Here is a 26,285-nt window from a genome sequence, read left to right on the forward strand (position 1 = left end):
TGATTTATTTATCGCCAAGGGAAATCGGGTAGCAAAGGCTTGCCTTTTACGACTTGACGAACTGTTGAACAAAAATTCCTTATTTTGTCTTTGACAGGCCCGGTTTCAAATCCGAGGACCTTGTACAACAGTCCCGCTTCATTTGGTAATCGGGTCAAACCCACCGCCACTTTTCCGTCATCGAGAAATCCGACTTCGGTCTTGTCGTATATCTCTTGAGCCTTTTCTGGCGGTGTCAGTACTATTACATTGGCAAACATGTCATATCGTCCCATTATGCCGAGGTTGCGCAGGTCGTACTCCTTAGGGTCAATTATGAATTTCTCACGAAACAGACGAGTGCCGTCGGGACGCATGGCGTTGCAGGTTACCGACAAGATGTCGTACTTGAACACTTCGTTATCGCGATGTTTGCGTCCACAAGTGAAAATTTCGCTATAGAACATCGTGGCTGAAGGATGGCACACAATGTCGGTATAGGTGATGTAGCGTGCGTTGCTGCATGGGATTGTATGCTCGGGAATGAATTCGAGATAACTGTCTTCCTCTAATGTTATTTTTTGGTAGAGTGCCGAGAAATTATCCTTCATTTCAGCAATTTTGGTCGCTGCTCCTGTTGTGACATGGCCAAAAGAGCCCCGGCGCATCTCGATATCCTGTTCGTAGCGGTCGCCGTCGACATTGGGGCCGCCCGATGATATTATATACACGACCGGCATTTCGGGCATGCCTTCATCGCAATATAGCTCCTGCTGTACGATAAGCGGAGCTATGCGCTCATGGTCGCGTAATATGCTTTTACCCCAAGCGTCGAGCTCGAATCCAAGACGCAGATAACCCACCTTGCCCGGAGCGCCGATAAACATAGCTCGGGTAGGGTTGTTGTAGGGTTGCATCTCTCGCATTGATTCAAGACGCTTTATCTCGGGTGCATTTGCTACATCTTTCATAATTAAGGACGATTTTTAAATTATATCAGGCTTTGTCGTGGTCAAAAAGGGCCATGGCCTTGATGAGCGAAACGAGTTCATCGATGCCTTCGCCTGTCATGCAGTTTGTAAATACGAAAGGCTTGCCTGGACGCATCAGCTTTGAATCATGATCCATTACTTCAAGTGACGCGTGAACGTAGGGTGCCAGGTCGGTCTTGTTTATTACGAGAATGTCGCTTTGTGAGATGCCTGGGCCGTCCTTGCGCGGAATCTTGTCGCCTGCCGCTACATCGATTACATAGATGAAGAAGTCAACCAATGCCGGCGAGAAAGTAAGGGTGAGATTGTCGCCTCCCGATTCGATAAGAACTATATCGGTGTCGGGGAACTTTGCCTCCATCTCCTCAACGGCTGCTATGTTCATCGAGGGATCCTCGCGAACGGCGGTGTGGGGGCATGCTCCGGTTTCTACTCCTATGATGCGATCCTCAAGCAGGACGCCTTTGAGCATTCGACGCACGTGCTTGGCATCCTCAGTGGTTACTATGTCGTTAGTGATAATCAACACCTTGAATCCATCATTGAGGAGATGTGGTGTTATTGCTTCTATAAGTGCGGTTTTACCTGAGCCTACAGGCCCTCCGATACCGATTCGACAAGTACTCATGTAATAAATAGTTTTTGATTTAGTTAATAAGTATGATTATGTAATTATAATGTCGCGTTACATTGTTTAGTTCATGAACATGCGCATGTTGCCTTTCTCATGAAGTGACGCCATGATGTCCATGCCGGGAACGAATGCCCTCATGTCCTCGAAGTCGAGATTGCGCACAACTTCGTAGTCATGTGCAATTTGTGGAGCCATGTTGTAGGCTATCTTTTGTGTGTCGTAGTGTGACACTCTTACGCAACGTAACGAAGCACCGAGAATCATGTTTATGACACCGAATTGCTGCGAGGTGAACATATCCTCCTCCGATATTCCGGCGCAGTGCATGGCGATGGCCTGTGCCACGGGGTAGGTACCGGCCGTGCGTTCATTACGGATATCATCGAGGAAACGCTGCATCGTAGGACAATCCATGATTTGTACAGCGAGTTCTGCAAGTTTTTTGCCCATTCGCAATACCATTTGCCTGGCTTCATCATTCATTTTGCAGAGTATCACCTCCTTGTCGGCAAGCAACAGTCGGTCGTAATCGTCGTTGCTTATGGCACGATAGGCCTGTATTGCCGCGATTCCGTCACTGTAGGCCGATTGGAGCGATGCTGCATGGGCATACTGACTCAGCGTGTCGGCATCATGTACTATCTTCTCGTAAGAGGCTGTTTCAAGCCCGTTGGAGAATGAAAAGTTGCCTACCGGAAATTGCGAGTCGCTCATTTCGAGCAGTCGCATACAAGATATAATTGATGAAGCGCTCATGGTTAAACAAATTGAGTATTGATTAATGGTCGTGATGGTGTTCGTCGTCATGCACATGTGGATGCACATGTGCAGTCCCGTCGGGATGAGTGTGTACATGGGCGTGCATTCCGGGATCACCGTGAACATGAGCGTGACTTTCCTGAGCGGTGCCGCCGAATAGATTGCGTATCTCATGAGGGGCAAGATAGGGAATCACCTCTTTTCCGGCCTGGAACTCGTAGGTCACCTCGGGAATTGCGTGGGTGTCCATGACGCTCTTCATCACTTTCTTGTCGACAGTTAGCGGGATGTAGACTTTGGTGCCCTTTATCACGGCGGGCCAGTGCTGGTTGCCTATGGCGTGACCGAGCTCGATGCAGGTCTGTATTATTTTAAGTTTATCCTCTTTTTCAATTGCCGCAAGGTCGATGACAAACACGGGACTCAATTCGATGCGTGCCACGATTGCCGAGTTGGTGTCGGGGTCATATTCAAGGACATCGCCTTCAATGAGCTGTGTGTTGCGCTTCAACGCCACTGCACATTGTGTGCCTTTGTCGCCTGTAACTATGAATCGGCTTTTCTGGGCTGTCCATTGATCGAGGTCGAGGTATTCGACCGATGCTTTTTCAATCTTTTCGGCAAGATTCTTGTCACCGTGGATGTTGCCTATTACTTCGCTGAATATCTTCATGTCGGGTATAAATAGTTGAGTTATGCGTTGATTAAATCATCACTGCACGCTCAGTGGGGGCGTGCAGTGACTTTTATGAGAAAACAATGTGTTATCTTTAGCTGAACCAATACAATTGAGAGAGTGCAAGCGACGGTGCCGGCGGCACGTAGGCAAGTTCTCCGTCAACATATACATAGAATGTTTCAGGATTAATCTCAATGCGAGGCATGGCGGTGTTACGAATCATGTCGTACTTGGATATCTGGCGTGTTCCATGAACAGGATAGCATATACGTTCAAGACCAAGCTTCTCAGGTACACCTGCATCAATTGAGGCACGTGACATAAGGTTTACGCAAGTAGTCTTCAGTGCCTTGCCGAATGCACCGTACATAGGACGCATGTAAACCGGCTGCGGTGTCGGGAGCGAAGCATTGGGGTCGCCCATCTGTGCCCAGTTGATAAGACCGCCCTTGATGACAAGTTTCGGTTTTGTTCCGAAGAATGCCGGTTCCCAAAGCACGAGGTCGGCCATCTTGCCCTTTGCGATGCTTCCGAGCAGGTCGGAGCAACCGTAGGTGATTGCGGGATTGATGGTGATCTTGGCAAGGTAACGCAGTACACGGAAGTTATCGTTCTCGTCGCTGTCCTCACGAAGCTTTCCGCGGACATCCTTCATGTATGAAGCCATCTGGAAAGTACGCATAAACGATTCTCCTACACGGCCCATTGCCTGAGAGTCGGATGATACCATAGACAATACTCCAAGGTCGTGGAGAATGTTCTCGGCCGACTGGGTTTCGGGTCTTACACGGCTTTCGGCAAATGCCACATCGCTCGGGATATTGGGGTTAAGGTTGTGACATACCATGATCATGTCAAACAACTCGGCCTTTGAGTTGATACCGAAAGGAAGAGTGGGGTTGGTCGATGACGGAAGCACGTTGGCCATCGAAGCCACCTTCAAAAGGTCGGGAGCGTGACCGCCACCGGCACCTTCGGTGTGGTAGGTGTGGATTGTACGGCCGTCCATAGCTGCGATAGAATCCTCTACATAACCCGATTCGTTAAGGGTATCGGTGTGGATTGCTACCTGAACATCAAGTCGGTCGGCTGAATCAAGACATGCACGTATTGCGGCAGGTGTCGAACCCCAGTCCTCGTGGATTTTGTATCCGCAACTTCCTGCATAAATCTGTTCGTCCAAAGTTTCCTTAACCGAGCTGTTGCCCTTGGCAAGACATCCGTAGTTGATAGGAATACCTTCAAATGACTCAAGCATCTTGTACATGTTCCATACACCTGAGGTTATGGTTGTACCGTTGGTACCATCGGTCGGGCCGATACCACCGCCGATAAGTGTAGTGATACCGTTGGACAGACAGTTATAAGCCTGCTGAGGTGAAATGTGGTGTACGTGACCGTCGATACCTGCAGCGGTAAGAATCAGATGCTCGCCTGAGATAGCGTCGGTCGACGGACCTGTAACGAGGTCGGGCGATACACCTTCCATAGTGTCGGGATTACCGGCCTTTCCTATGCCTGCAATCTTGCCGTCCTTAATACCTACATCGGCTTTTACTACACCGAGGATAGGGTCAAGTATCGTAACGTTGGTGATTACCAGGTCAAGGGAGCCTCCCTTAACCGAATAGCGGTTAGCCAAGCCCATGCCGTCGCGCAATGTCTTGCCGCCTCCGTATACGACCTCATCGCCGTATACACGCAAATCCTTTTCAATCTGTACATAGAGGTGAGTGTTGCCGAGTCGGATTTTATCACCTACGGTAGGACCGAAAAGATTGTTATATTCTTGTCGAGAAATAGTTGCCATAGTTTTTAGTCAATTACAGTGATTACTTTTGATATTCCGCATCGGCTTCATCTTCGCTTACGCTCTTGAATCCATATTCATTCATTTTGCGGATGGCATGAATCTTATTGGGATAGAATGTAGGAGTATCCTGACCTCCGGTGTAACCGTTGGCAAGATCGTTGAAGCCCCATACTTTGCGCTTTCCACTGTAGCTTACAAGCTCTACTTCCTTTTCATCACCGGGTTCAAAACGGATTGCGGTAGTAGCCGGAATGTTCAAGTGACATCCATAGGCTTTGGGGCGGTCAAATTCAAGATAACGGTTCACTTCAAAGAAATGGAAGTGCGAGCCAACCTGAACGGGTCGGTCACCGGTGTTGTGTACTGTTACTTTTACAGTGTAGCGGTCGGTGTTATACTCTATAGGGTCCGATGCTAAATCGACTCCACCTACGGGTACATACTGAGAGGGAGTGAATCCGGGTACTTTCTTTTCGTAGATTGGCGGTACACCGTTATAGATAGTAGTCGGAGTGTCACTTGCTTTGGGTGGATTATCCTTGCTGTAACCTTCGGCATTCAACGGAGGATTACCGGGTATTTGCCCGGCAACGTTAGCCTGATTGTTGTTTGTAGCCATGATTTTTGTGTTTTAAAGGGTTAATTACTTGATTGGGTGGTGAATACTAACAAGGCGAGAGCCATCGGTAAACACAGCCTCAACCTGAAGCAAGGAAATCATGTCGGCTACGCCGGGCATGACATCGTCTTTAGTGAGAACATTGGAGGCTTCCACCATCACTTCCTCAACCGTCTTACCGGCACGGGCTTCTTCAAGCGCAGCCGATGTGATGTATGCAACTGCTTCGGGATAATTCAGCTTAAGACCTTTGTTTTTACGGCGCTCAGCAATAATTCCGAGATTGAGCAACATCAATTTGTCAATTTCTTTAGGTGTTAGATGCATAATAGTAGCAAATTAAATATTCATAATAATATAACACGACAAATTAGAAAAAGATTGATTATGGATAAACTTTTTTTATAGAATGAAATAATTGGGTTATCTTTGTCATAAAAGATACTTGACAATGAATTATATAGTAAATATTGTATTGATTTTGTGCGTTACATTGGCTTCTTTCTCGACATCGGCTCAGAATTGGGCGTTACCTCATATCTCGGTAGCAAATGTGCGCACCAATCCTTCTCACAGTTCGGAACTGTCGACACAGGTGCTTATGGGTACGCCGTTGCGTGTGCATGACAGGATATCCGATGGCTGGTACTTCGTGGAAATGCCTGACGGATATTGGGGATATGTGATAGACAATTCGCTGACGGTGACCGATGACGAATACATGAAAAAGTGGCGCGACGCTCCGAGGGTAATAGTGGTAAGCGATCGTGAGGTCAAGGCCTACTCGGGCGAGAAAGACAACGTGACGGTAAGTGACCTGGTGCAAGGCGACATTATGGAAGGAAGCATCAAAAACGGAAAGCGGCGTACCGAAGTGACGCTTCCCGACGGGCGTACAGCATGGGTCGACACAAAGGATGTGATGTCGCTTGACAAGTGGAGCCGGCAGAATCCCGATGCATCGCTTGTGGTGTCTACGGCTGCAGCAGTGATGGGAACACCATATCTATGGGGCGGATTGTCGTCAAAGGGAATGGACTGTTCGGGCTTGACTAAGATGTGTTACTATCGCAACGGCTTGATATTGATGCGTGACGCATCGCAACAGGCTTTGACCGGCACCGAGGTTAATGAAAATGACTTAAAGAAGGGCGATTTGCTGTTTTTCGGAAATATGGTCACTCGGCGGGTTAACCATGTGGGTATTTATATAGGTGACGGTATATTCATAGAATCGGCCGGACGCGTGAGATTGAACCGTCTGGATGCGGTGGATAATTTCTTTTTTGCACGCCGAATTTTGGGCGGCGGCGAGTCGAAAGGCATAACCAAGGTGATTAATCATCCTTGGTACTTCAATCAGGAGAATTAGACCCCGTTTCCCAATATTTTAATCGAGGAAAGAGCTGTAGATTGAATCAATTTTAGCTTCAATAACCTCATCAAGGTCAAATTGCATCGGCTCATTCTCAAATTTGGGAGTTGAGGGCTTCTCCGGCTTAACTTTTTTGGCGGGCTTTGAGGATGTTTTGCGTTGTACGTGACCCGATGAATGGTAGGTTGATGTGTAGTATTTCTCTTCAAGTCGGCTTACGATTACGCCGCGGCTTGCTGATGAATGTATAATCTGTCCGTTTCCAACATACAGACCGACATGTGACACACGTGTTTTGTCGCGTCCCGTGCAAAAGAATACGAGGTCGCCGGCATTGAGCTTGCTCTTGTGTATCGACTTGCAGAATTGTTGCTGTTCACGTGACGAGCGGGGAAGCGCTATGCCAAGCGCTTTCATGTAAACCTGCATGGTGAGCCCCGAACAATCGGTGCCGTTATAGTCCTTGCCGCCGTATTTGTAACGCGTCCCGAGCCATGTCAACGCTTCGTCGACAAGAAGCTTCTCGTCGCCGTATAACTCGGGAATTTCAATGCGGGTGTCGGCAGGTCGATTCTTGTCATAGGACGATGTCGAACCCGTCACCGATTTTGATGATTTACATCCGGTGGCAAGCAACACTGTGACTATAGCGAATATATATAATGACCTGCGCATTGTCGTTTTGGAAAATTAAGTTGACTACAACAAAATTAAATATAAAATTCATTTATTACACCATAATTCATATTTTTTAGCTTATGTAAAATGACAGTAAAAGAGGCATCGTTGTCACATGACAGCGATGCCTCGGTATTAACAATGAAAAAATTTTATGCTTTCTTGTAAACGTTTACTTCCGAAGGAGTAAAGTTGTTGATGAATTCGGCGTGCTTTGCAACCTCAGCCTTGGCTATGTTATTGTAAACACGGGCCGAAGCGTCAAACTCTTCGTTGCGGCTTGCATCGAGGATGAGCAGATAGCTCATGATGATGTTGCCTGCCATCTCGACAAGGCGACGGGCCATGAAGTCAAGATATTCCGAATCCTTTGCCGATGTAACTTTCTCAACTGCGGCGGCATATATGTCGGTAAGCTTAACAAGCTCGTCCTTCAACGGCAGATAAGCTTCGGCAATGTTCTCGCTCTCATAAGCGCGTATCTGGTTCAGATAGGTGCCTGTGGTCACGTGGCGTATGGCTGCCACAACCTGGAGCTGTGTAGTACCTTCGTAGATTGAGGTTATGCGTGCGTCACGATAGATGCGCTCGCAAGCGTAGTCCTTCATGAAGCCTGAACCGCCGTGTACCTGTACTGAATCGTAAGCGTTCTGGTTGCAGTATTCGCTGCCCATGCCCTTGGCCATGGGAGTGAAGGCATCGGCAAGACGTGAATACTTCTTCATCTCGGCGCGTTCGTCGGGAGTCAGTGAGCGTTCACGTGCTATGTCCTCGTAGGTCTTGTACATGTCGACAAAACGAGTGGTTTCATAGAGCAGCGAGCGTGATGCATCGAGCTTGGCCTTCATTACTGAAAGCATCTCGTAAACAGCAGGGAACTCGATAATTGCCTTTCCAAACTGACGGCGGTCACGCGCATAGTCGAGAGCTTCACGGTAAGCAGCTTCCGATACACCTACCGACTGAGCTGCGATTCCGAGGCGGGCGCCGTTCATGAGGGCCATCACATACTTGATAAGACCGAGCTTACGTGAACCGCAAAGTTCAGCCTTTGCATTCTTGAAAACGAGCTCGCATGTGGGTGAACCCTTGATACCCATTTTATTTTCGATGCGGCGAACTGTTACGCCTCCGTCATTCTTGTCGTAAATGAACATCGACAATCCGCGACCGTCCTTTGTGCCTTCCTCGCTACGGGCAAGTACAAGAGCTATGTCGCCGTCGCCGTTGGTGATGAATCGCTTCACGCCGTTAAGACGCCAGCAACCGTTCTCTTCATCGGGAGTAGCCTTAAGCATAACGGCCTGAAGGTCGCTACCTGCATCGGGCTCGGTAAGGTCCATCGCCATGGTTTCGCCTGCGCATACTCGGGGAAGATAACGCTTACGCTGGTCCTCATCGGCAAATTCATAAATTGTTTCGGCACAGTCCTGCAGACCCCAGATGTTGACAAATCCGGCGTCGGCGCGGCTCACCATGTCGGCTGCCATGATGTAAGGTACAAGCGAGAAGTTAAGACCGTTGTAGCGGCGGGGCAGTGAGATGCCCATAAGACCTGCCTTTACAAGAGCGTCGAGATTCTTCTGAGTACCTTCGGCATATACAACTCGACCATTTACTACGTGAGGGCCTTCGTGGTCTACGCTTTCAGCGTTGGGTGCTACGATGTCACCGCTTATTTCACCGGCGATTTCAAGGACCTTTTCGTAGGAGTCCATGGCATCGTCATAGTTGAAAGGAGCGTAGTCGTACTTCTCGGCGTCGGTATAGTTACGCTCTTTCAATTCGATAATCTTACGCATCAAAGGATGAGTCAGATGATGCTTAAGACTGGGATTGTCGTTATAAAAATTAGCCATTACTATTGGTTGTTTATTATTTCATGTTATTTAGGCGTCACTACAATGCCGATTACATAGTAGTGCGGTGAATTATCGACTATTTCGCTTGACAATGAACTTATCTCATTTTCTCCGCAGCATCGGAATATCTTGAAATCACCATCCCACCAAAATGAACCAACCCACACGAGTGGAGTGAAATCATTGATACGGATAGAATCCACTTTGAATGGGCGCGCATCATATTCAATCATAATGTCATCGCCCGTTTCGGGATTGTGTACCTTGCGCATTTTAAGGGATAGAGGCATGGTACCAATCTCGGGAATATCCATTAATACGGTTTTGGTGGAATCAGTGACTGAACGCAATCCGATGTTGACTTTTCGACCTAAAGTGTATATACCTTTTTCAGGGACAGCCATCTCTTCGGCCGGAATTGTGGTATCTTTAAATTCGCTTGCCATAGTTCGATTATCTAGAGCATAGGGCATCATGTTGGTCTTGAAATCGGTTTTTCCTGCCTCATATTCGCGAATTTGCAATTGAATGTAATAAGAACTGTCGGCAAGATCGGAAATATCGAAGCTTTCCAAATGGAAACCGGCATTCTCCAGCAGAGGGATGTAATCCTCAAATGAAGTCGTTTTCAAGCGCAATTCACGACCTCCGACAATGGAGGACATGACGCACAGGCAAGCAAATATTGTGATAAGTCGATTCATTGGGTCAAATATTATTTTGAGTTCTTCTTGTAATATTTGATGAGTTTGGGAACTATATCTTCAACATTGCCGGTTATAACGTAGTCGGCGATGGTGTTGATTGGTGCGTTGGGGTCGTTGTTTATCGAGATGATGATAGAGCTTTCCTGCATACCTGCAATGTGCTGAATCTGTCCTGAAATACCGCAGGCTATGTAAAGCTTGGGACGAACGGTAACGCCGGTCTGACCAATCTGACGGTCATGCTCGGCAAATCCGGCATCAACAGCTGCACGTGACGCTCCGACTTCACCGCCGAGAGTGTTGGCCAATTCAAACAGAAGGTCAAATCCCTCCTTGCTTCCCATTCCGTAACCTCCGGCAACAATGATGGGTGAGTTCTTGATGTTGATTTTCGACTTCTCGATGTGACGGTCGATGATTTCAACAACAAAGTCTTCGGGGCTTACATACTTGGATGCGTCAAGATTTATGGCCTCGCCTTTGTAAGCGGGATCCTTGATCTCTTTCTTCATCACGCCTTCGCGCACGGTTGCCATCTGAGGACGGCAGTCGGGATTCACGATGGTTGCAACGATGTTACCGCCGAATGCCGGACGAATCTGGTAGAGAAGGTCGGTGTACTCCTTGCCAGTCTTGGGATCCTTGTGGTCGCCGATTTCAAGAGCTGTACAGTCGGCGGTAAGGCCGCTGTGGAGGCATGAAGATACGCGGGGACCGAGGTCACGGCCTATGCAGGTTGCACCCATAAGGCATATCTGCGGCTTGATTTCCTTGAACAGGTTGATCAGCACGCTTGCATGAGGATTGGAAGTATAGGGATAGAGGCGTGCATCCTCAACCTTATATACAGTGTCGACTCCATAGGGATAGAGCGTTTCTTCGATTTTATCCAACTTGTCGCCAATTACGAGGGCTTCCAACTTGACACCGAGCTTATCGGCAAGTACGCGGCCCTTGGTGAGAAGCTCAAGGCTCACATCGGCCACTTTGCCGTCTTCGTATTCGCAATATACGATTAAGTTATTATTGTCTGTCATGATTGTGTTGATTCTTTAAGTAGATTAGCCTATAGTGTGATTAGCGATAAGTTCCTTTACGAGTTCTTCGATCTGGGCATCGTCATTGTCGAGTGTGCGGCTTTCCTTGGCAGTGAATACTACATTTTCGATAGTCTTTACCTTTGTAGGCGATCCTGCAAGACCTATCTGCTGCGGGTCGGCGTCAACGTAAGCGGCGCTCCACTCCTGAAGGTTTAGATAGGGACGGGCGTCAACTATAGCCTTCATGTCGTCGGAAAGCTTTTCCTTTTCGCTGGGAGAAACGGCATATTTGTATTTCTGAACTCGGCGGGCGTTGCGGGGACGACAATCGGCTGCCGAACCGTTGACTGTAACAACACAGGGCAGGGGAGCCTTGACGGTTTCAACGCCTGATTCAAGACGACGCTTTACAACTACATGACCATCCTTAAGCTCAAGGATTTCCTCGGCATAAGTAACCTGGGGCAAACCGAGTTTCTCGGCTATCTGAGGACCAACCTGTGCGGTGTCACCGTCGATAGCCTGACGGCCTCCGAGGATTATGTCATAATTGCCGAATTTCTTGACAGCCTGAGCGAGAGAATATGAGGTGGCAAGAGTGTCGGCACCGCCAAGGGCACGGTCGGTAAGAACGATACCGGTATCGGCACCGCGGTAAATAGCTTCACGAATGATTTCAGAGGCACGTGGCAGCCCCATTGTAAGCAATGTAATAGTGGACCCCGGATTAGCGTCCTTGAGGCGAAGTGCCTGTTCAAGGGCGTTCAAGTCCTCGGGATTAAAGATGGCAGGGAGAGCCGCACGGTTTATGGTGCCATCTTCCTTCATCGCATCTTTGCCAACATTACGGGTGTCGGGCACCTGCTTTGCGAGCACAATGATGTTTAGACTCATGATTAAAAGATATTAGACAGTTAATATATTATACTTTATATTGATTGCAAAGATAGTGTTTTTTAAGGTCTTAACCAAAAAACGTATTAATCAAAACTGCTTCCGTCGAAACAGTGGGTGCATACGCAGCATTTGGGCAGGCCTATCGACTTCACTATGGTTTCGATGGAGTTGAACTTCAGCGATGTCAATCCAAGTTCCTCGCGAATGCTTTCAACCATCGCCTTGTATTTGGGCGAATCGGTTGTGGCATACTCCTGAAGATCTTTGTCGTGACGACCCTCAAGGCGCTGTATCACGCGTCGGGTGATTAGCTCCATGTCGCTTTTGGATGCCGTAAAGTTAAGAAACTTGCACGGATAGATGAGCGGCGGGCAGCTGATGCGGATGTGAACCTCTTTGGCTCCACAGTCAAACAGGTCCTTCACGTTGTCGCGCAACTGAGTTCCGCGCACTATCGAGTCGTCGCAGAATATGACCTTCTTGTCCTTGAGCAGAGTCTTGTTGGGAATCAGCTTCATCTTGGCCACAAGCTCACGGCGTTCCTGGGTGCTGGGGGTAAAGCTTCGGGGCCATGTAGGGGTATATTTCACGATACCGCGCTGGTAGGGGACTCCTTTGCCCTGGGAGTAGCCCAAAGCCATTCCTATTCCCGAATCGGGCACCGCGCTGACGAAATCGACCTCGGTGTCATCGTTGCGACCCATTTCAAGTCCTGATTCGTAACGCATGAGGTCGACATTCTTGCCTTCATACTCGCATACCGGGTAACCGTAATAGGTCCACAGAAATGCGCATATCTGCATGGTCTTCTCAGCCTCCTTAAGCTTTGTAATGCCATCGGCCTTTACCTCCACAATTTCGGCTGGGCCGAGATTGTAGCACACATCGTAGCCGAGATTGGGGAATGCGCACGTTTCACTTGTAATGGCATGTGCGCCATCCTTCTGTCCCACGATTACGGGTGTGCGTCCGTATTTGTCACGCGCCGCTATGATGCTGTCCTCGGTGAGCAACAGCATTGAACATGAGCCTTTGACACGGGCATATACGTTCTTGATACCTGTGACATAGTCGGTTCCCTCGCTGATTAGCGCGGCTATCATCTCAGTGGGATTGATGATGTCGTAACTGTGTTCACAGAAGTGGTGTCCCTTGGCAAGCAACTCCTTCTCAAGTTCGTTGATGTTGTTGATGCGGCCTACGGTGACGATTGCAAACTTGCCGAGGTGGCAGTTTACAATTATGGGTTGTGCATCGGTGTCACTTATGACACCGATGCCTACATTTCCCCTGAAATCCTTCAGATCGCCTTCAAACTTGGATCTGAAATAGGAATTTTCAATATTGTGGATGGATCGCGTGAACACGCCGCCGTAGCAGGTGGCTATTCCGGCACGTTTGGTGCCCATGTGGGAGTTGTAGTCAACTCCGTAGAACAGCTCGTTTATGCATTCGTCGTGTTTTGCGACTCCGAAAAATCCTCCCATATTATTACGAGATTGATTGTTTTACTTCACTCTTTTTTCAATCCACTTGCGAGCATTGACAAATGCGTCAATCCATGGCGTAACTTCGTCGTTGCGGTGGCTGTCAGGATAGAATCCGCACTGCCAAGGGAATATGGCGCGTTCGAGATGGGGCATCATTGCGAGGTGACGACCGTCGGCCGATGCGATACCTGCTACCGCTCCACGCGAGCCGTTGGGATTGCCGGGATAAGCCGAGTAGTTGTACTTGGCTACAATGTTGTATTTGTCAAGCGATTCGGGCAAGTTGAAGCGTCCTTCGCCGTGAGCAACCCATATACCGAGCTTTGAGCCTGAGAGCGAGCCAAACATCACGGAGTTGTTCTGCGGTATTGTTACGCCGAGGAACTGTGACTCAAACTTATGTGAGATGTTATGCTCCATGACAGTTTTGCGCGAATGCTCGGGATTGATGAGGTTGAGCTCAATCATCAGCTGACATCCGTTGCAGATACCGAGGCTGAGAGTGTCGTCGCGCTTGTAGAAGTTGTCAAGTGCTGCTTTTGCCTTTTCATTCCAGAGGAATCCTCCAGCCCATCCCTTGGCTGAGCCGAGTACATCGGAGTTGGAGAATCCGCCGCAGAATACGATCATGTTGACATCCTCAAGTGTTTCACGACCCGACATGAGATCGGTCATGTGGACATCTTTTACATCAAATCCGGCAAGGTAGAGTGAATAGGCCATTTCACGGTCGCCGTTCACACCCTTTTCACGGATGATTGCTGCGCGTATGCCCGACTTGTTGTTACGACGCAAGGAGAGTCCGCGTGACTGCAGCGAGCCGTTGTAATCCTTGGGAAGACGGTAGCGTATGGGTTGTTTCTTGTAATTTTCAAATCGCATTGCGGCGCACTTCTCACCGCTCTGTACGGCGTCCATCAGGTAGGATGAACGGAACCACACATCACGCAGATAGTCGATGAAGAGCATCTGCTCGTTTCCGTCGTGATTTATGACGAGGGTGCGTTCGCTCTGAGGCTGACCTATGGCGCAGAAGCGAGCTCCGGCTTTTTCAAGTATCGATTCAACCTTGGCGGTCTTTGCATCGGCAACTTGTATTACAAGCGCGGGGTTCTCGGCAAACAGAATCTTGACGAGATCGGTTTCGCCCATCGAGGCGAAGCCTTCGGTCGACATGGCTATACCTCCGTCGACATTGGCAAATGTCATTTCAAGAAGGGTAGTGACAAGACCTCCGGCCGAGATGTCGTGAGCTGCCATGATGGCTTTGTCGTTGACAAGGCTTTGCACGGCGTTGAATGTCTTCACAAACTGTGCTGCGTCGGTAACTGTGGGCGCGTCGCTTCCAAGTCGGTTCAATGACTGGGCGAGTGCCGAACCGCCGAGCTTCAGCGAGTCGCTTGAGAAGTCTATATAATATAATGTGGACTTTTTATTGCGAAGCACGGGTGAAACGGTCTTTTTGACATCGCTGACCTCGCCGGCGGCCGAGATGATTACGGTGCCGGGAGCAAATACTTTGTCGTCGCCGTATTTTTGGGTCATTGAAAGGCTGTCCTTTCCTGTGGGAATGTTTACTCCCAGTGCGCAAGCGAAATCGCTGCAGGCTTCCACTGCACGGTAAAGGGCTGCATCCTCTCCGGGGTTCTTGCACGGCCACATCCAGTTGGCGCTTAACGACAGGCTCTTTATGCCTTCGCTCAACGGAGCCATGACGATGTTGGTCAGTGCTTCGGCAACTGCAACTACCGAACCCTTGGCGGCATCTACCAATGCCACCTGAGGAGCGTGACCTATAGAGGTGGCGATACCGGCCTTGCCTTGATAGTCGAGTGAAACGACGCCGCAGTCGCTCAACGGAAGCTGAATCTCGCCCTGACACTGCTGGCGGGCGATTTTGCCGGTAACCGAACGGTCGACCTTGTTGGTCAACCAGTCCTTGCAGGCTACGCCTTCAAGGCTCAGCACATCGCGTAGATAATCCTCGATGTGGGCTGCATCGTATTCAACATCCTTATAAGTGGTGGTAACGGTTGAGTCCTTCATTACGGTCTTGGGCGAATTGCCGAACATGTCGGCCATTGCCAGGTCGATGGGTTTCACGCCGTCCTTCTGCTCAAACACGAAGCGGTCGTCGCCGGTAGTTTCTCCTACTACATAGAAGGGGGCGCGTTCGCGGTCGGCTATTCGTTTAACGTATTTGATGTCGTCCTGCTTGAGAACCATACCCATGCGTTCCTGACTCTCGTTGCCCACGATTTCCTTGGCCGAAAGAGTCTTGTCGCCAATAGGCAGTGCGCTGATGTCAATCTTGCCGCCGGTAGCTTCAACGAGCTCCGACAAGGCGTTGAGATGACCGCCTGCGCCATGGTCGTGAATCGATATTATGGGGTTGTCGTCGCTTTCGGCAAGTGCGCGGATTACATTGCTGACGCGTTTCTGCATTTCGGGGTTGGCGCGCTGAACGGCATTAAGCTCGATTGAGTTGTCATACTGTCCGGTTTCAACCGACGATACGGCACCGCCGCCCATTCCGATGCGATAGTTGTCGCCGCCCATCACTACAACCTTCTCGTTGGCAACGGGCTCGCCCTTGATTGCATCCTTCTTTGCTGCGAATCCGACACCACCGGCAAGCATTATCACTTTGTCATAGGCATATTTCTTGCCGTTCTCCTCATGCTCGAATGTAAGCAGTGAGCCGCAGATAAGAGGCTGTCCGAACTTGTTTCCGAAGTCCGAAGCTCCGTTTGATGCCTTTATAAGGATGTCGCACGGGGTCTGATAGAGCCATGCGCGGGGATCCATCATCATTTCCCAGCGGTGCTCGGGTGACATGCGGGGATAGGATGTCATGTAAACGGCGGTACCGGCGATGGGAAGGCTTGCCTTACCACCGCCGAGGCGGTCGCGTATCTCACCGCCGGTACCAGTAGCGGCACCGTTGAAGGGCTCGACTGTCGTGGGGAAGTTGTGGGTTTCGGCTTTAAGCGAGATGACTGTGTCGAGAGGCTTTACCTCGAAGAAATCGGGGCGATCGGGATTTACAGGATAAAATTGGTCAACCTTAGGGCCGTCGACAAATGCCACATTATCTTTGTAGGCTGAAACGAGCTTGTTAGGGTTGACCTGCGATGTTTTCTTGATGAGCTTGAATAGTGACAGCGGTTTCTCCTCACCGTCGATTATGAACGTGCCGTTGAATATCTTGTGGCGGCAATGTTCGGAGTTCACCTGTGAGAAACCGAACACTTCGCTGTCGGTAAGGGGGCGTCCGAGCTTTTTGCTCAAGTCGCGAAGATACTGCTCTTCGTCCTTGCTCAATGCGAGGCCTTCGGCTTTATTGTACTCCGAGATGTCGTCTATGTAGACGATGGGGGCCGGAGTTTTTGCAACTGTGAATATCTTGCTGTTCAGTCCGTCGTAGACACGCTGCAGCATTTTGTCAAATCGGGGCTTCTCCTCGGTCGTGCGGTCAAACTCCTCGATTCGGGTTATGCCTTCAATGCCCATGTTCTGGGTAATCTCTACTGCATTTGTACTCCAGGGTGTGATCATTTCACGACGCGGTCCAATGAATCGACCTTTGAGTGATGTACTTGTGAGGGGGGTGGCACCACCGAAAAGCCATGATAGCTTATCGCTTTCATTTTCGTTGAAGCGATGATCGGTTTCAACTGCGATGAAATGATTGGCGCCTTTTTTAAAGAAAACAACCATACTCTTTACCTTACTTATTATTGATTGGTTTATGGGTGCAAATTTAGTAAAAATTTAGATATTACTTCGGCTGTCCATCCTTATTTTTGTTAATAAATCATTATAATGCAGCCGGTGTGTGACTGCTTGCCGGTATAAAGATTAATTTGGCATAAAATTTGCTATAATTGCATGTCGTATCGGTAAAAAAGTTGACTTGAAATTGTTTAATACAATATTAAAAGTTAATTTTGTGGCTGAATTTTAGGCCCCGACTTCACGTATTTTAGCTTAACAAACTGTGCGTGACGGTGTTAACTCCGATTTTGAACTATAAAGAAATTAAATATTAATACAGTCTTATGAACGTATCGATTGAGAAGACCGGCAATGTGAGCGCAATACTCACCGTGTCGATTGAGGAGAATGACTACAAGGAAAAGGTGACCAAGGAACTTAAGGAGATTGGCAAGAAGCACAATATCCCCGGATTCCGTCAGGGTCATGTGCCTTTCGGCGAACTTAACCGCCGTTTTGGAAAGCAGGTTACAAGCGATGTTATCAACAATGAAGTCTACAATGCAGTTGTAGGTTATATCCGCGACAACAAGCTTGCCGTGCTTGGCGAACCGCTTCCCGTGGATGTAGTAGAGCTCGACCTTAAGAACAAGAAGGACTTCACGTTCCAATATGAACTCGCCCTCGTTCCTGAACTCAACATTGAGGCAGGTAAGGACACTACTGTTCCTTATTACACCATCGAAGTTACCGATGAGATGATCAATGAGCAGGACAAGAATTTCCGTGAGCGTTTCGGCGCACAGGTGCCCGGCGAGGAAGTTGAGCCCAACGCACTTGTAAAGGGCTCGATCATGGAGCTTAACGAGGACGGCACTGTAAAGACCGAAGAGGATGCCATCCAGATGCTTAACGGCATCGTAGCTCCTATGTATTTCAAGGATAAGGAGCAGGCCGACAAGTTCATCGGAAAGAAGGTTAACGACAAGGTTGTGTTCAACCCCTGGAAGACTTGCGAAGGCAATGCCGCCGAGCTTTCATCAATGCTCGGAGTTGACAAGGATAAGGCCGCTGACATAAAGGGTGACTTTGAGATGTCAATTTCTGAAATCATAGTCGTTCGTCCCGCCGAACTCAATCAGGAACTCTTTGACAACGTGCTTGGAAAGGACAAGGCAAAGAATGAAGAGGAGTATCGCAACGGTGTCAAGGAGATGATTGCCCGCGAACTCGCACGTAACAGCGAAATGCTTTTCCGCGTTGATGTCGAGAAGGCCATGATGGCAAAGTACGGCGACATGGAACTTCCCGCCGAGGTGCTTAAGAAGTGGCTCGTGCGTCGCAACGAGGGCGTGACCGCCGAGAACGTTGACGCTGAATATGTTAAGATGGAGCCGTCGCTGAAGTGGCAGCTCGTTAAGGAGCGTCTTGCTGACATCTGCCAGGTTAAGATTGAAGAGCAGGATCTCATAAATCACGCCAAGATGATTGCCCGCGCACAATTTGCTCAGTACGGCATGACAAACATGGATGATGACACTTTGACCGATTATGCCCGTCGCATTCTCGCCGACAAGAATTACCGTCCGCGCATCGTTGAAGAAGTTGGCGATGTAAAGTTGTTTGACGCTCTTAAGGATAAGATTACAGTCGACAATAAGACAGTTTCTCTCGACGAGTTCAAGGAAATTGCTACCAAAGAATAATTCGACAGCTTATTCCTGAATGATAACGGGGCGGTGCGACAGCATCGTCCCGATTTTTTTGACAAAAAAAGAAAAACATCACAGATATTTTTTTGCAGTAATCTGATATTTATTTTGTATCTTTGAATAGTAAACTAAAATGTAACGTACTTATATGAACAACGACTTTAGAAATTACGCCGTAAAGCATTTGGGCATGAACGGACTTGCTCTCGACCAATATGTCGCAGCCACAAATGCTTCCAACATCACTTCAAGCTACATTTCACCTACCATCATAGAGGAACGCCAGCTCAATGTGGCACAAATGGATGTCTTCTCACGACTGATGATGGATAGAATCATATTCCTTGGCACCGATGTCAATGACTATACCGCCAATGTCATACAGGCTCAGCTCCTGTACCTCGACTCGGCAGATCCCGGTAAGGATGTGTCGATATACATTAATTCACCCGGTGGTTCGGTGTATGCCGGTCTTGGCATATATGACACCATGCAATACATCTCAAGCGATGTGGCCACTATCTGTACGGGCATTGCCGCCTCGATGGCCGCCGTGCTGCTTGTGGCAGGTACTGCAGGAAAACGATTTGCGCTTCGCCATTCAAGAGTCATGATTCATCAGCCCATGGGTGGTGCTCAGGGCCAGGCATCCGATATCGAGATTACTGCCCGTGAGATTCAAAAATTGAAGAAGGAATTATATACCATAATTTCCGAGCACTCAGGTGTGCCGTTTGAAAAAGTCGAGAAGGATTCCGACCGCGATTATTGGATGACGGCTGAGGAAGCTAAAGATTACGGCATGATTGACAAGGTTCTTGTCAAGGCTAAACATTAACTCTACGGCTCTGTGATATATGGCAAAAAGCACTGACACAGCTAAATGCTCGTTCTGTGGTCGTCCGGCCAACATGACTGAGGCTCTGGTGCCTTCGGTCGACAAGGCCAACACCTATATATGCGCAGAATGTGTATCGGCTATAAGCGGAATGCTCGATGAGTATCACCGTGAGAACAAAGCGGCCTCCAAGGAAGCCACTTCGATGACTGATATACCCAAGCCAAAGGAAATATACGAATTTCTGAATCAATACGTAATAGGCCAGGACGATGCCAAGAAGTATCTTTCGGTGGCCGTCTACAATCACTACAAGCGTCTTTCGCAAAAGCAGGATGACGATGTAGACATTGAGAAGAGCAACATAATCCTTGTTGGGCCTACAGGCACCGGCAAGACATTGCTTGCAAAGACAATCGCCAAGTTGCTAAATGTGCCGTTTACCATAGTCGATGCTACGGTGCTGACACAGGCCGGTTACGTGGGCGAGGATATTGAGAGCCTTCTCACTCGATTGCTGCAAGTCGCTGACTACGATGTGGCTAAGGCTGAAAAGGGTATAGTGTTCATCGATGAGATCGACAAGATAGCCCGTAAGGGCGACAATCCGTCGATTACACGTGATGTGAGCGGCGAGGGTGTGCAGCAGGGCTTGCTTAAGCTACTCGAGGGCTCAATCGTGAATGTACCGCCTCAAGGAGGCCGCAAGCATCCCGAGCAGCGCATGATTCCCGTAAACACCAAGGACATCCTGTTCATTTGCGGAGGTGCATTTGATGGAATCGAACAGAAGATCGCTCACAGGCTCAACACCCATGTGGTAGGATACTCGACCGATCCGGCCCGTCAGCGCATTCAGCGCGATAACTATCTGAAATTTGTAGCGCCACAGGACTTGAAGTCGTTTGGCCTTATACCGGAGATAATAGGGCGATTGCCCATTCTCACCAACCTCGAACCGCTTAACCGCGACGCTTTGCGACGAGTGCTCACCGAGCCTAAGAATGCCATTGTGCGTCAATATGTAAAGTTGTTTGAGATGGACGGCGTGAAGTTGTCGTTCAGTGACGACGCACTCGACCTCATTGTGGACAAAGCCATTGAATATAAGCTTGGAGCTCGTGGATTGCGCTCGATTGTCGAGTCGATCATGATAGACTCCATGTTTGATATTCCAACGGAAAAGCCCGAAACTTTCGAGGTGACGCGTGAATACGCGCTCGAAAAACTTAAGAAAGCCAATTTTGAAATAAATCAATAAAACCGGAAGCTGAAAAGACAAGATAAAGATTGACAGAAACCATCAAAATCTTACAACCATGGCAAAGAATATAGTTCTTACAGAAGAGCTTAAGAAGCACTTCGGATTTGACACCTTCAAAGGTAATCAAGAGGCAATCATTTCCAGCCTCCTTGCGGGAAATGACACCTTTGTCTTGATGCCTACGGGCGGTGGCAAGTCATTATGCTATCAATTGCCATCGTTATTGATGGAGGGTACGGCCATTGTCATTTCGCCGCTCATAGCCTTGATGAAAAATCAAGTCGATGCCATGCGCAATTTCAGTGAGGATGACAATGTGGCCCATTTCCTGAACTCCTCTCTCAATAAAACTGCAATCGATCAAGTCAAGAGCGATATAATAGCAGGGAAGACCAAGCTGCTATATGTGGCACCTGAATCGCTCACCAAAGAAGAAAATATTGAATTCCTTAAAACAGTTCCCATCTCGTTTTATGCCGTTGACGAGGCGCACTGTATTTCGGAGTGGGGTCATGACTTCCGTCCCGAATACAGGCGCATACGCCCGATTATAAACGAGATAAGTCGTCGTCCTGTAATAGCTCTTACTGCGACGGCCACTCCGAAGGTTCAGCATGACATACAGAAGAATCTCGGTATGCAGGATGCCGCCGTGTTCAAGTCGTCGTTCAATCGCACCAACCTGTACTACGAGGTGCGCCCCAAGACGGCCAATGTCGACCGCGACATAATCAAGTTCATCAAGGCCAATCCCGGCAAGAGCGGAATAATCTACTGCCTGAGCCGAAAGAAGGTCGAGGAACTCGCCGAGATTCTGAAGGTAAACAACATCAAGGCTCTTCCTTATCATGCCGGTATGGATGGAGCCACCAGGTCGGCCAATCAGGATGCGTTCCTTCTCGAGGAAGTGGATGTAATCGTTGCCACCATCGCGTTTGGCATGGGTATTGACAAGCCCGATGTGCGATTTGTAATCCACTACGATATCCCCAAGTCGCTCGAAGGTTACTATCAGGAAACCGGTAGGGCCGGAAGAGATGGCGGAGAGGGGCAGTGCATAGCATTCTACATCAACAAGGATCTCTTGAAGATGGAGAAGTTCATGCAGGGAAAGCCTTTGGCTGAACAGGAGATAGGAAAGCAATTGCTTATTGAAACCGCCTCTTATGCCGAATCGTCGATATGTCGTCGAAAATCGTTGTTGCATTATTTCGGAGAAGAGTACAATGAGGACAACTGCGGGAACTGTGATAATTGTTTAAATCCCAAAAAACAAGTGGAAGCTAAAGATGAATTGTGTGCCGTGATTGAAACTGTCGCCGCACTTAAAGAGAAATTCAAGTCCGACCAAGTAATCGACGTTATGCTGGGAAACAATACGGCTACCGTCAAGTCTTACAATCAAGATGACCTGGAAGTATTCGGTTGTCTGCAGGGTAGTGACGCTCGCACTGTTAATACAGTGATACGACAAGCCATAATAGCCGGATACCTTGACCGTGACATCGAGAATTTCGGACTATTGAAAATCACCGCTAAAGGTAAAGCGTATTATAAGAAACCTACTTCGTTCAAGATTGTAGAGGACAATGAATTCAACGAAGAGGAGGAAGAGATGGTTGTGAAGAGCGGAGCCGCTTGTGCGGTCGATCCGGAGTTGTATAACATACTCAAGGATTTGAGAAAAAAGCTGGCCAAGCGACTCGAACTGCCTCCCTACGTGATATTCCAGGATCCGTCGCTGGAAGCCATGGCCACCACCTATCCTATAAGCATCGAAGAGCTGCAGAACATTCCGGGTGTGGGTGCCGGTAAGGCAAAGCGATATGGCGAAGAGTTCATAAAGGTCATAAAGACCCACGTGGAGGAGAATGAAATCGAGCGTCCCGAAGATTTGAGGGTGCGCAGCGTCGCCAACAAGAGCAAGCTTAAAATATCGATAATCCAGGGTATCGACCGTAAGATAGCACTTGATTCGTTGGCCGAGAGCAAGGGCCTTGAATTTGGCGAACTTCTCGACGAGATAGAGGCTATAGTCTACTCGGGAACGAAGATAAGCATCGACTATTTCCTTAACGAGATTATGGACGAAGACCGTCAGCTCGACATATTCGAGTACTTCAAGGAGAGCGAAAGCGACGCTTTGGAGGATGCCATAAACGAACTCGGCTCCGAATATACGGAAGAAGAGATAAGGCTTATGCGAATAAAGTTCCTCTCGGAATTGGGCAATTAATCGCGGCCGAATAAAGCATTGAAGGGCTGTCCTCATTGTGTAGGACGGCCCTTTATTGTAACAATTGCCTGCAAAGGAGCATGTCGCGGGTGAATTTTTTGGCTCATAGTGCCGATTATTAGCATGTTTTGGTGTAACTTTGCGTTACAATGAAGAAAACTATCTTTATAACAGGCCTTGTCGTTGCCGCTATTGCGGTAATGCAGGCAAAGGATCCGGTAATAGCACCGTCCTATGCATGGAAAATGCTTCCCCCGTTGGGATTGAGGGAGCCGTCAACCGTCGACACCACACTCTATAACTACGCGCAGGAGTCGGTGCCGTCGGCTGTGTCGTCGGCTTATGCCACTACCGGCAATCTTGGCGCGGCGGGACAGAACATGATATTCTTTGACCGAGAGCCAATGGGCGAATTCTTCTTCAAGGATGCGCTTTATGCTTGGCTGCCTTCGCTGTCGACCCACAAGTTCTACAATACCCGAATACCTATGACTCTGCTCTCATACAATACGGGCGGAGGCAAGGAGAATGTTCAGGATCGGTTGAAAACGACATTTTCAGGCAACGTGAACAAGAAGGCCCAGATAGGCGCAATGATAGACTACATATACTCGAAGGGTAGTTATGACTATCAGGCCACCAAGGATCTTATCTGGGGATTGTCGGGCTCATACATGGGCGATCGATATGAGATGCAAGCGTTCCTTAACCACTGGAATATGCTTGGTCAGGAGAACGGAGGAATAACCGACGACCTCTATATAACCGACCCGGCACAGCTTCAGGCCGGCCAGAATAAGATTGAGCCTAAGGCTATCCCTACCAATCTTACAGGTGCGTTCAATCGTGTAGTAGGCGCACAGTTCTATGTCAATAATGCCTATAAGGTGGGATTCTGGAAGGAAGAGGAAATCGACGACTCCACTACGGTTGAAACGTTTGTACCCGTGTCGAGCTTTATATGGACGCTCGACTACAAATCGGGCCGTCATACATTCAAAAACAAAGTGGCTTCGGAACGTGACTATTGGGAAAACACTTATCTCAATCTTGACGGAACCGATGACCACACTAAATATTGGTCATTGACCAATACACTTGGTGTGTCGTTGCTTGAGGAGTTCAATAAGTTTGCTAAATTTGGAGCGGCAGCATTTGTAACTCATGAAATACGCAGCTATACTCAGACGACCGATACAATCGACCGATTGCCTTCGCTGCCTGAGGGATTGTCGCCTTACCCCGTAAATAAGGTGCCTGAGAGCGCTAAGCAGAATCTGCTGTGGGTAGGGGGCCAATTGACCAAACAGCATGGCTCGTTGTTGACCTATGAGGCTACGGCTCGTTTCGGCCTTATCGGCGATGTGGTAGGCGATCTCGACATCGACGGCAGTGTGTCGACACGATTCAAATTGCTCGGCGATTCAGTGACGATAACCGGATACGGGCGATTCAGGAATGAAGCGGCGCCATATCTGATGAACCATTACGTGTCAAATCACTTCATCTGGGATAACGATTTCGGTAAAACGCGCAGCTTCAGGGTGGGCGGTCGCCTGTCGATTCCGCACACCGGCACTTTCCTGACGGCTGGTGTTGAAAATATTCAGAATTACATCTACTTCAATAAAAACTGCATGCCTGTGCAGCATGGCGGAAGTGTTCAGATATTCAGTGCCACGCTTAATCAGGATCTTTCATTCGGACCCTTTAACTGGAACAACAAGGTGACTTATCAGACATCGTCGGAGCAGGGCATAATTCCGCTACCCAAGCTGGCGATCTACTCCAATATGTTCCTTTCATTTAAAGTGGCTCGCGTGCTTGATGTGCAGCTCGGTGTCGACTGCGACTATTACACCAAGTACAAGGCTCCCGGTTATCAGCCTGCGACTATGACATTCTATAATCAGGATGAAATCGATTGCGGAGGATATCCGTTTATGAATGCCTATGTCAACATGAAGTTGAGCAAGACACGGTTTTATGTTATGTTCAGCCATTTCAACCAGGGTATGACGAGCAACAACTATTTCTCGATGCCTCACTATCCTCTTAATCCCCGCAAATTCCAGATAGGACTTTCAATAGACTTTGCAAACTGATGGAACCGATTAAACCTGCATCACGCGGACATGTGGTGTTATACCTGATTCTGCTTATCGTGATAGTCGGATTGTTTTATTCGCTTCGCAAATGCAATCGCAGCTATATTTCCGATGAGCTTCGTCCGTCGGGAGGTGACACTCTCGATGTCGCTATTGAGTATTCGCCGATTTCGTTCTATACAATAGATGATACACTTGGCGGATTCAATTACGATCTTATGCGCATGATAGCGGAGCATCACGGTCTTAAGCTGAAGTTTCATCCGGTGGTCACACTTTCCAAGGCTCTGCAATATATAGAAAATGACACCTACGACATATTGGCCGCTGACATCCCTCTCACCGCTGAATTCAAGGAGCGTTACGCTTTCCTTGAACCCGTTTTGCTCGACAAGCAGGTGCTGTTGCAGCTGCGCGACTCATCGGGTAACGCAAGGGTCAAAAATCAGCTTGATTTGGCGGGCGACACGGTGTGGATTGTCGACGGTTCGTCGATAGAGAGTCGCATAATCAATCTGGGGCATGAGATAGGCGACACAATATATGTGGAGCATGAGAAGCTTTACGGTCCCGAGCAGTTATTCCTGATGACGGCTCTTGGCGAAATAAAGCAGGCCGTGATAAATGAGCGTGTGGCTGAAGCCATGGCAAAGGACTATCCCGATGTTGACATATCGACCGACATCTCATTCACCCAATTTCAATCGTGGATAGTGAGCAATAAGCGTCCCGAGATGCGTGACAGCATCGATAAATGGATAAAGGAGATAAAGCTCACTCCCGAATACAAAGAACTCGAAAAACGATATTTGAAATAGTATTTGTCATGTAAGAGCCTTTAATATTTATTGTCGAACCGGCTCTAATATACGCGGGGCGAAGGATT

General features: G+C 48.5%; 20 protein-coding genes and 1 pseudogene. 7 read left to right on the forward strand and 14 right to left on the reverse strand.

Features of this window, described 5'->3' with window-relative positions; all coding sequences use genetic code 11:
* Window positions 1–8 precede the first annotated feature (8 nt).
* The 7 genes and pseudogenes from E5354_RS01880 to E5354_RS01910 form a co-directional block, all read right to left on the reverse strand.
* Window positions 9–950 (reverse strand): urease accessory protein UreD, encoded by a 942-nt coding sequence (locus E5354_RS01880; protein WP_135946211.1) that lies wholly within the window; start codon window positions 948–950, stop codon window positions 9–11.
* A gap of 25 nt (window positions 951–975) precedes the next feature.
* Complete coding sequence (gene ureG / locus E5354_RS01885) at window positions 976–1,599, reverse strand: urease accessory protein UreG (RefSeq protein WP_123396648.1); 624 nt, start codon at window positions 1,597–1,599, stop codon at window positions 976–978.
* A gap of 66 nt (window positions 1,600–1,665) precedes the next feature.
* On the reverse strand, window positions 1,666–2,334 hold the full coding sequence (locus E5354_RS01890; RefSeq protein WP_246863711.1) for an urease accessory protein UreF: 669 nt from the start codon (window positions 2,332–2,334) through the stop codon (window positions 1,666–1,668).
* 49 nt (window positions 2,335–2,383) lie between these two features.
* Window positions 2,384–3,037, reverse strand: coding sequence for an urease accessory protein UreE (ureE, locus tag E5354_RS01895; protein WP_135946213.1), 654 nt, complete (start codon window positions 3,035–3,037; stop codon window positions 2,384–2,386).
* 97 nt (window positions 3,038–3,134) lie between these two features.
* A complete protein-coding gene (locus E5354_RS01900) occupies window positions 3,135–4,853 on the reverse strand; it encodes an urease subunit alpha (protein WP_135946214.1) in 1,719 nt (572 codons plus the stop codon).
* 145 nt (window positions 4,854–4,998) lie between these two features.
* Window positions 4,999–5,337: pseudogene (locus tag E5354_RS14395) on the reverse strand (urease subunit beta); the annotation flags it as partial.
* Window positions 5,338–5,499: 162 nt separating this feature from the next.
* Window positions 5,500–5,802 carry an urease subunit gamma gene (locus E5354_RS01910; protein ID WP_135946216.1) on the reverse strand — a complete coding sequence of 101 codons (303 nt, stop codon included), beginning with the start codon at window positions 5,800–5,802 and terminating at the stop codon, window positions 5,500–5,502.
* Window positions 5,803–5,926: 124 nt separating this feature from the next.
* Between E5354_RS01910 and E5354_RS01915 the strand changes: the two genes are divergently transcribed.
* A complete protein-coding gene (locus E5354_RS01915; RefSeq protein ID WP_135946217.1) occupies window positions 5,927–6,847 on the forward strand; it encodes a C40 family peptidase in 921 nt (306 codons plus the stop codon).
* Between the two features lie 18 nt (window positions 6,848–6,865).
* Here the strand turns inward: E5354_RS01915 and E5354_RS01920 are convergent, their stop codons facing one another.
* From E5354_RS01920 to purL, 7 genes are all read right to left on the reverse strand, one after another.
* Window positions 6,866–7,525: a C40 family peptidase gene (locus tag E5354_RS01920; protein WP_135946218.1), complete on the reverse strand. Its 660-nt coding sequence runs from the start codon at window positions 7,523–7,525 to the stop codon at window positions 6,866–6,868.
* Between the two features lie 155 nt (window positions 7,526–7,680).
* The gene (locus tag E5354_RS01925) at window positions 7,681–9,387 is read right to left on the reverse strand and encodes an acyl-CoA dehydrogenase family protein (RefSeq protein WP_135946219.1); all 1,707 of its coding nucleotides are present in this window, start codon (window positions 9,385–9,387) and stop codon (window positions 7,681–7,683) included.
* 26 nt (window positions 9,388–9,413) lie between these two features.
* Window positions 9,414–10,094 (reverse strand): DUF5041 domain-containing protein, encoded by a 681-nt coding sequence (locus E5354_RS01930; RefSeq protein WP_135946220.1) that lies wholly within the window; start codon window positions 10,092–10,094, stop codon window positions 9,414–9,416.
* An 11-nt stretch (window positions 10,095–10,105) separates the two neighbouring features.
* Window positions 10,106–11,134 carry an electron transfer flavoprotein subunit alpha/FixB family protein gene (locus E5354_RS01935; protein ID WP_135946221.1) on the reverse strand — a complete coding sequence of 343 codons (1,029 nt, stop codon included), beginning with the start codon at window positions 11,132–11,134 and terminating at the stop codon, window positions 10,106–10,108.
* 24 nt (window positions 11,135–11,158) lie between these two features.
* Window positions 11,159–12,031 carry an electron transfer flavoprotein subunit beta/FixA family protein gene (locus tag E5354_RS01940; protein ID WP_135946222.1) on the reverse strand — a complete coding sequence of 291 codons (873 nt, stop codon included), beginning with the start codon at window positions 12,029–12,031 and terminating at the stop codon, window positions 11,159–11,161.
* A gap of 86 nt (window positions 12,032–12,117) precedes the next feature.
* Window positions 12,118–13,521 carry an amidophosphoribosyltransferase gene (locus tag E5354_RS01945; RefSeq protein WP_135946223.1) on the reverse strand — a complete coding sequence of 468 codons (1,404 nt, stop codon included), beginning with the start codon at window positions 13,519–13,521 and terminating at the stop codon, window positions 12,118–12,120.
* Between the two features lie 21 nt (window positions 13,522–13,542).
* Window positions 13,543–17,262 carry a phosphoribosylformylglycinamidine synthase gene (gene purL, locus E5354_RS01950; protein ID WP_262712740.1) on the reverse strand — a complete coding sequence of 1,240 codons (3,720 nt, stop codon included), beginning with the start codon at window positions 17,260–17,262 and terminating at the stop codon, window positions 13,543–13,545.
* Window positions 17,263–17,585: 323 nt separating this feature from the next.
* Between purL and E5354_RS01955 the strand changes: the two genes are divergently transcribed.
* From E5354_RS01955 to E5354_RS01980, 6 genes are all read left to right on the forward strand, one after another.
* Window positions 17,586–18,947 (forward strand): trigger factor, encoded by a 1,362-nt coding sequence (locus E5354_RS01955; protein WP_123396662.1) that lies wholly within the window; start codon window positions 17,586–17,588, stop codon window positions 18,945–18,947.
* Window positions 18,948–19,101: 154 nt separating this feature from the next.
* Window positions 19,102–19,791: an ATP-dependent Clp endopeptidase proteolytic subunit ClpP gene (gene clpP / locus E5354_RS01960; RefSeq protein WP_123396663.1), complete on the forward strand. Its 690-nt coding sequence runs from the start codon at window positions 19,102–19,104 to the stop codon at window positions 19,789–19,791.
* Between the two features lie 19 nt (window positions 19,792–19,810).
* Complete coding sequence (clpX, locus tag E5354_RS01965; protein ID WP_123396664.1) at window positions 19,811–21,052, forward strand: ATP-dependent Clp protease ATP-binding subunit ClpX; 1,242 nt, start codon at window positions 19,811–19,813, stop codon at window positions 21,050–21,052.
* 58 nt (window positions 21,053–21,110) lie between these two features.
* Entirely contained in the window at window positions 21,111–23,291 is a 2,181-nt protein-coding gene (gene recQ / locus E5354_RS01970) for a DNA helicase RecQ (RefSeq protein ID WP_135946225.1), read from the forward strand.
* Window positions 23,292–23,440: 149 nt separating this feature from the next.
* The gene (locus tag E5354_RS01975) at window positions 23,441–25,396 is read left to right on the forward strand and encodes a putative porin (protein ID WP_135946226.1); all 1,956 of its coding nucleotides are present in this window, start codon (window positions 23,441–23,443) and stop codon (window positions 25,394–25,396) included.
* Complete coding sequence (locus tag E5354_RS01980; RefSeq protein ID WP_135946227.1) at window positions 25,396–26,217, forward strand: transporter substrate-binding domain-containing protein; 822 nt, start codon at window positions 25,396–25,398, stop codon at window positions 26,215–26,217. Before E5354_RS01975 ends, E5354_RS01980 begins: the two co-directional genes overlap by 1 nt.
* Window positions 26,218–26,285: the final 68 nt, after the last annotated feature.

The sequence above is a fragment of the Muribaculum sp. NM65_B17 genome (assembly GCF_004793735.1).
Taxonomy (GTDB): Bacteria; Bacteroidota; Bacteroidia; order Bacteroidales; family Muribaculaceae; genus Muribaculum; species Muribaculum gordoncarteri.

Coding starts and splice junctions, on each gene's coding strand:
- E5354_RS01880 (WP_135946211.1), bottom strand. CDS start 950: ATGAAAGATGTAGCAAATGCACCCGAGATAAAGCGTCTTGAATCAATG.
- ureG (WP_123396648.1), bottom strand. CDS start 1,599: ATGAGTACTTGTCGAATCGGTATCGGAGGGCCTGTAGGCTCAGGTAAA.
- E5354_RS01890 (WP_246863711.1), bottom strand. CDS start 2,334: ATGCGACTGCTCGAAATGAGCGACTCGCAATTTCCGGTAGGCAACTTT.
- ureE (WP_135946213.1), bottom strand. CDS start 3,037: ATGAAGATATTCAGCGAAGTAATAGGCAACATCCACGGTGACAAGAAT.
- E5354_RS01900 (WP_135946214.1), bottom strand. CDS start 4,853: ATGGCAACTATTTCTCGACAAGAATATAACAATCTTTTCGGTCCTACC.
- E5354_RS01910 (WP_135946216.1), bottom strand. CDS start 5,802: ATGCATCTAACACCTAAAGAAATTGACAAATTGATGTTGCTCAATCTC.
- E5354_RS01915 (WP_135946217.1), top strand. CDS start 5,927: ATGAATTATATAGTAAATATTGTATTGATTTTGTGCGTTACATTGGCT.
- E5354_RS01920 (WP_135946218.1), bottom strand. CDS start 7,525: ATGCGCAGGTCATTATATATATTCGCTATAGTCACAGTGTTGCTTGCC.
- E5354_RS01925 (WP_135946219.1), bottom strand. CDS start 9,387: ATGGCTAATTTTTATAACGACAATCCCAGTCTTAAGCATCATCTGACT.
- E5354_RS01930 (WP_135946220.1), bottom strand. CDS start 10,094: ATGAATCGACTTATCACAATATTTGCTTGCCTGTGCGTCATGTCCTCC.
- E5354_RS01935 (WP_135946221.1), bottom strand. CDS start 11,134: ATGACAGACAATAATAACTTAATCGTATATTGCGAATACGAAGACGGC.
- E5354_RS01940 (WP_135946222.1), bottom strand. CDS start 12,031: ATGAGTCTAAACATCATTGTGCTCGCAAAGCAGGTGCCCGACACCCGT.
- E5354_RS01945 (WP_135946223.1), bottom strand. CDS start 13,521: ATGGGAGGATTTTTCGGAGTCGCAAAACACGACGAATGCATAAACGAG.
- E5354_RS01955 (WP_123396662.1), top strand. CDS start 17,586: ATGAACGTATCGATTGAGAAGACCGGCAATGTGAGCGCAATACTCACC.
- clpP (WP_123396663.1), top strand. CDS start 19,102: ATGAACAACGACTTTAGAAATTACGCCGTAAAGCATTTGGGCATGAAC.
- clpX (WP_123396664.1), top strand. CDS start 19,811: ATGGCAAAAAGCACTGACACAGCTAAATGCTCGTTCTGTGGTCGTCCG.
- recQ (WP_135946225.1), top strand. CDS start 21,111: ATGGCAAAGAATATAGTTCTTACAGAAGAGCTTAAGAAGCACTTCGGA.
- E5354_RS01975 (WP_135946226.1), top strand. CDS start 23,441: ATGAAGAAAACTATCTTTATAACAGGCCTTGTCGTTGCCGCTATTGCG.
- E5354_RS01980 (WP_135946227.1), top strand. CDS start 25,396: ATGGAACCGATTAAACCTGCATCACGCGGACATGTGGTGTTATACCTG.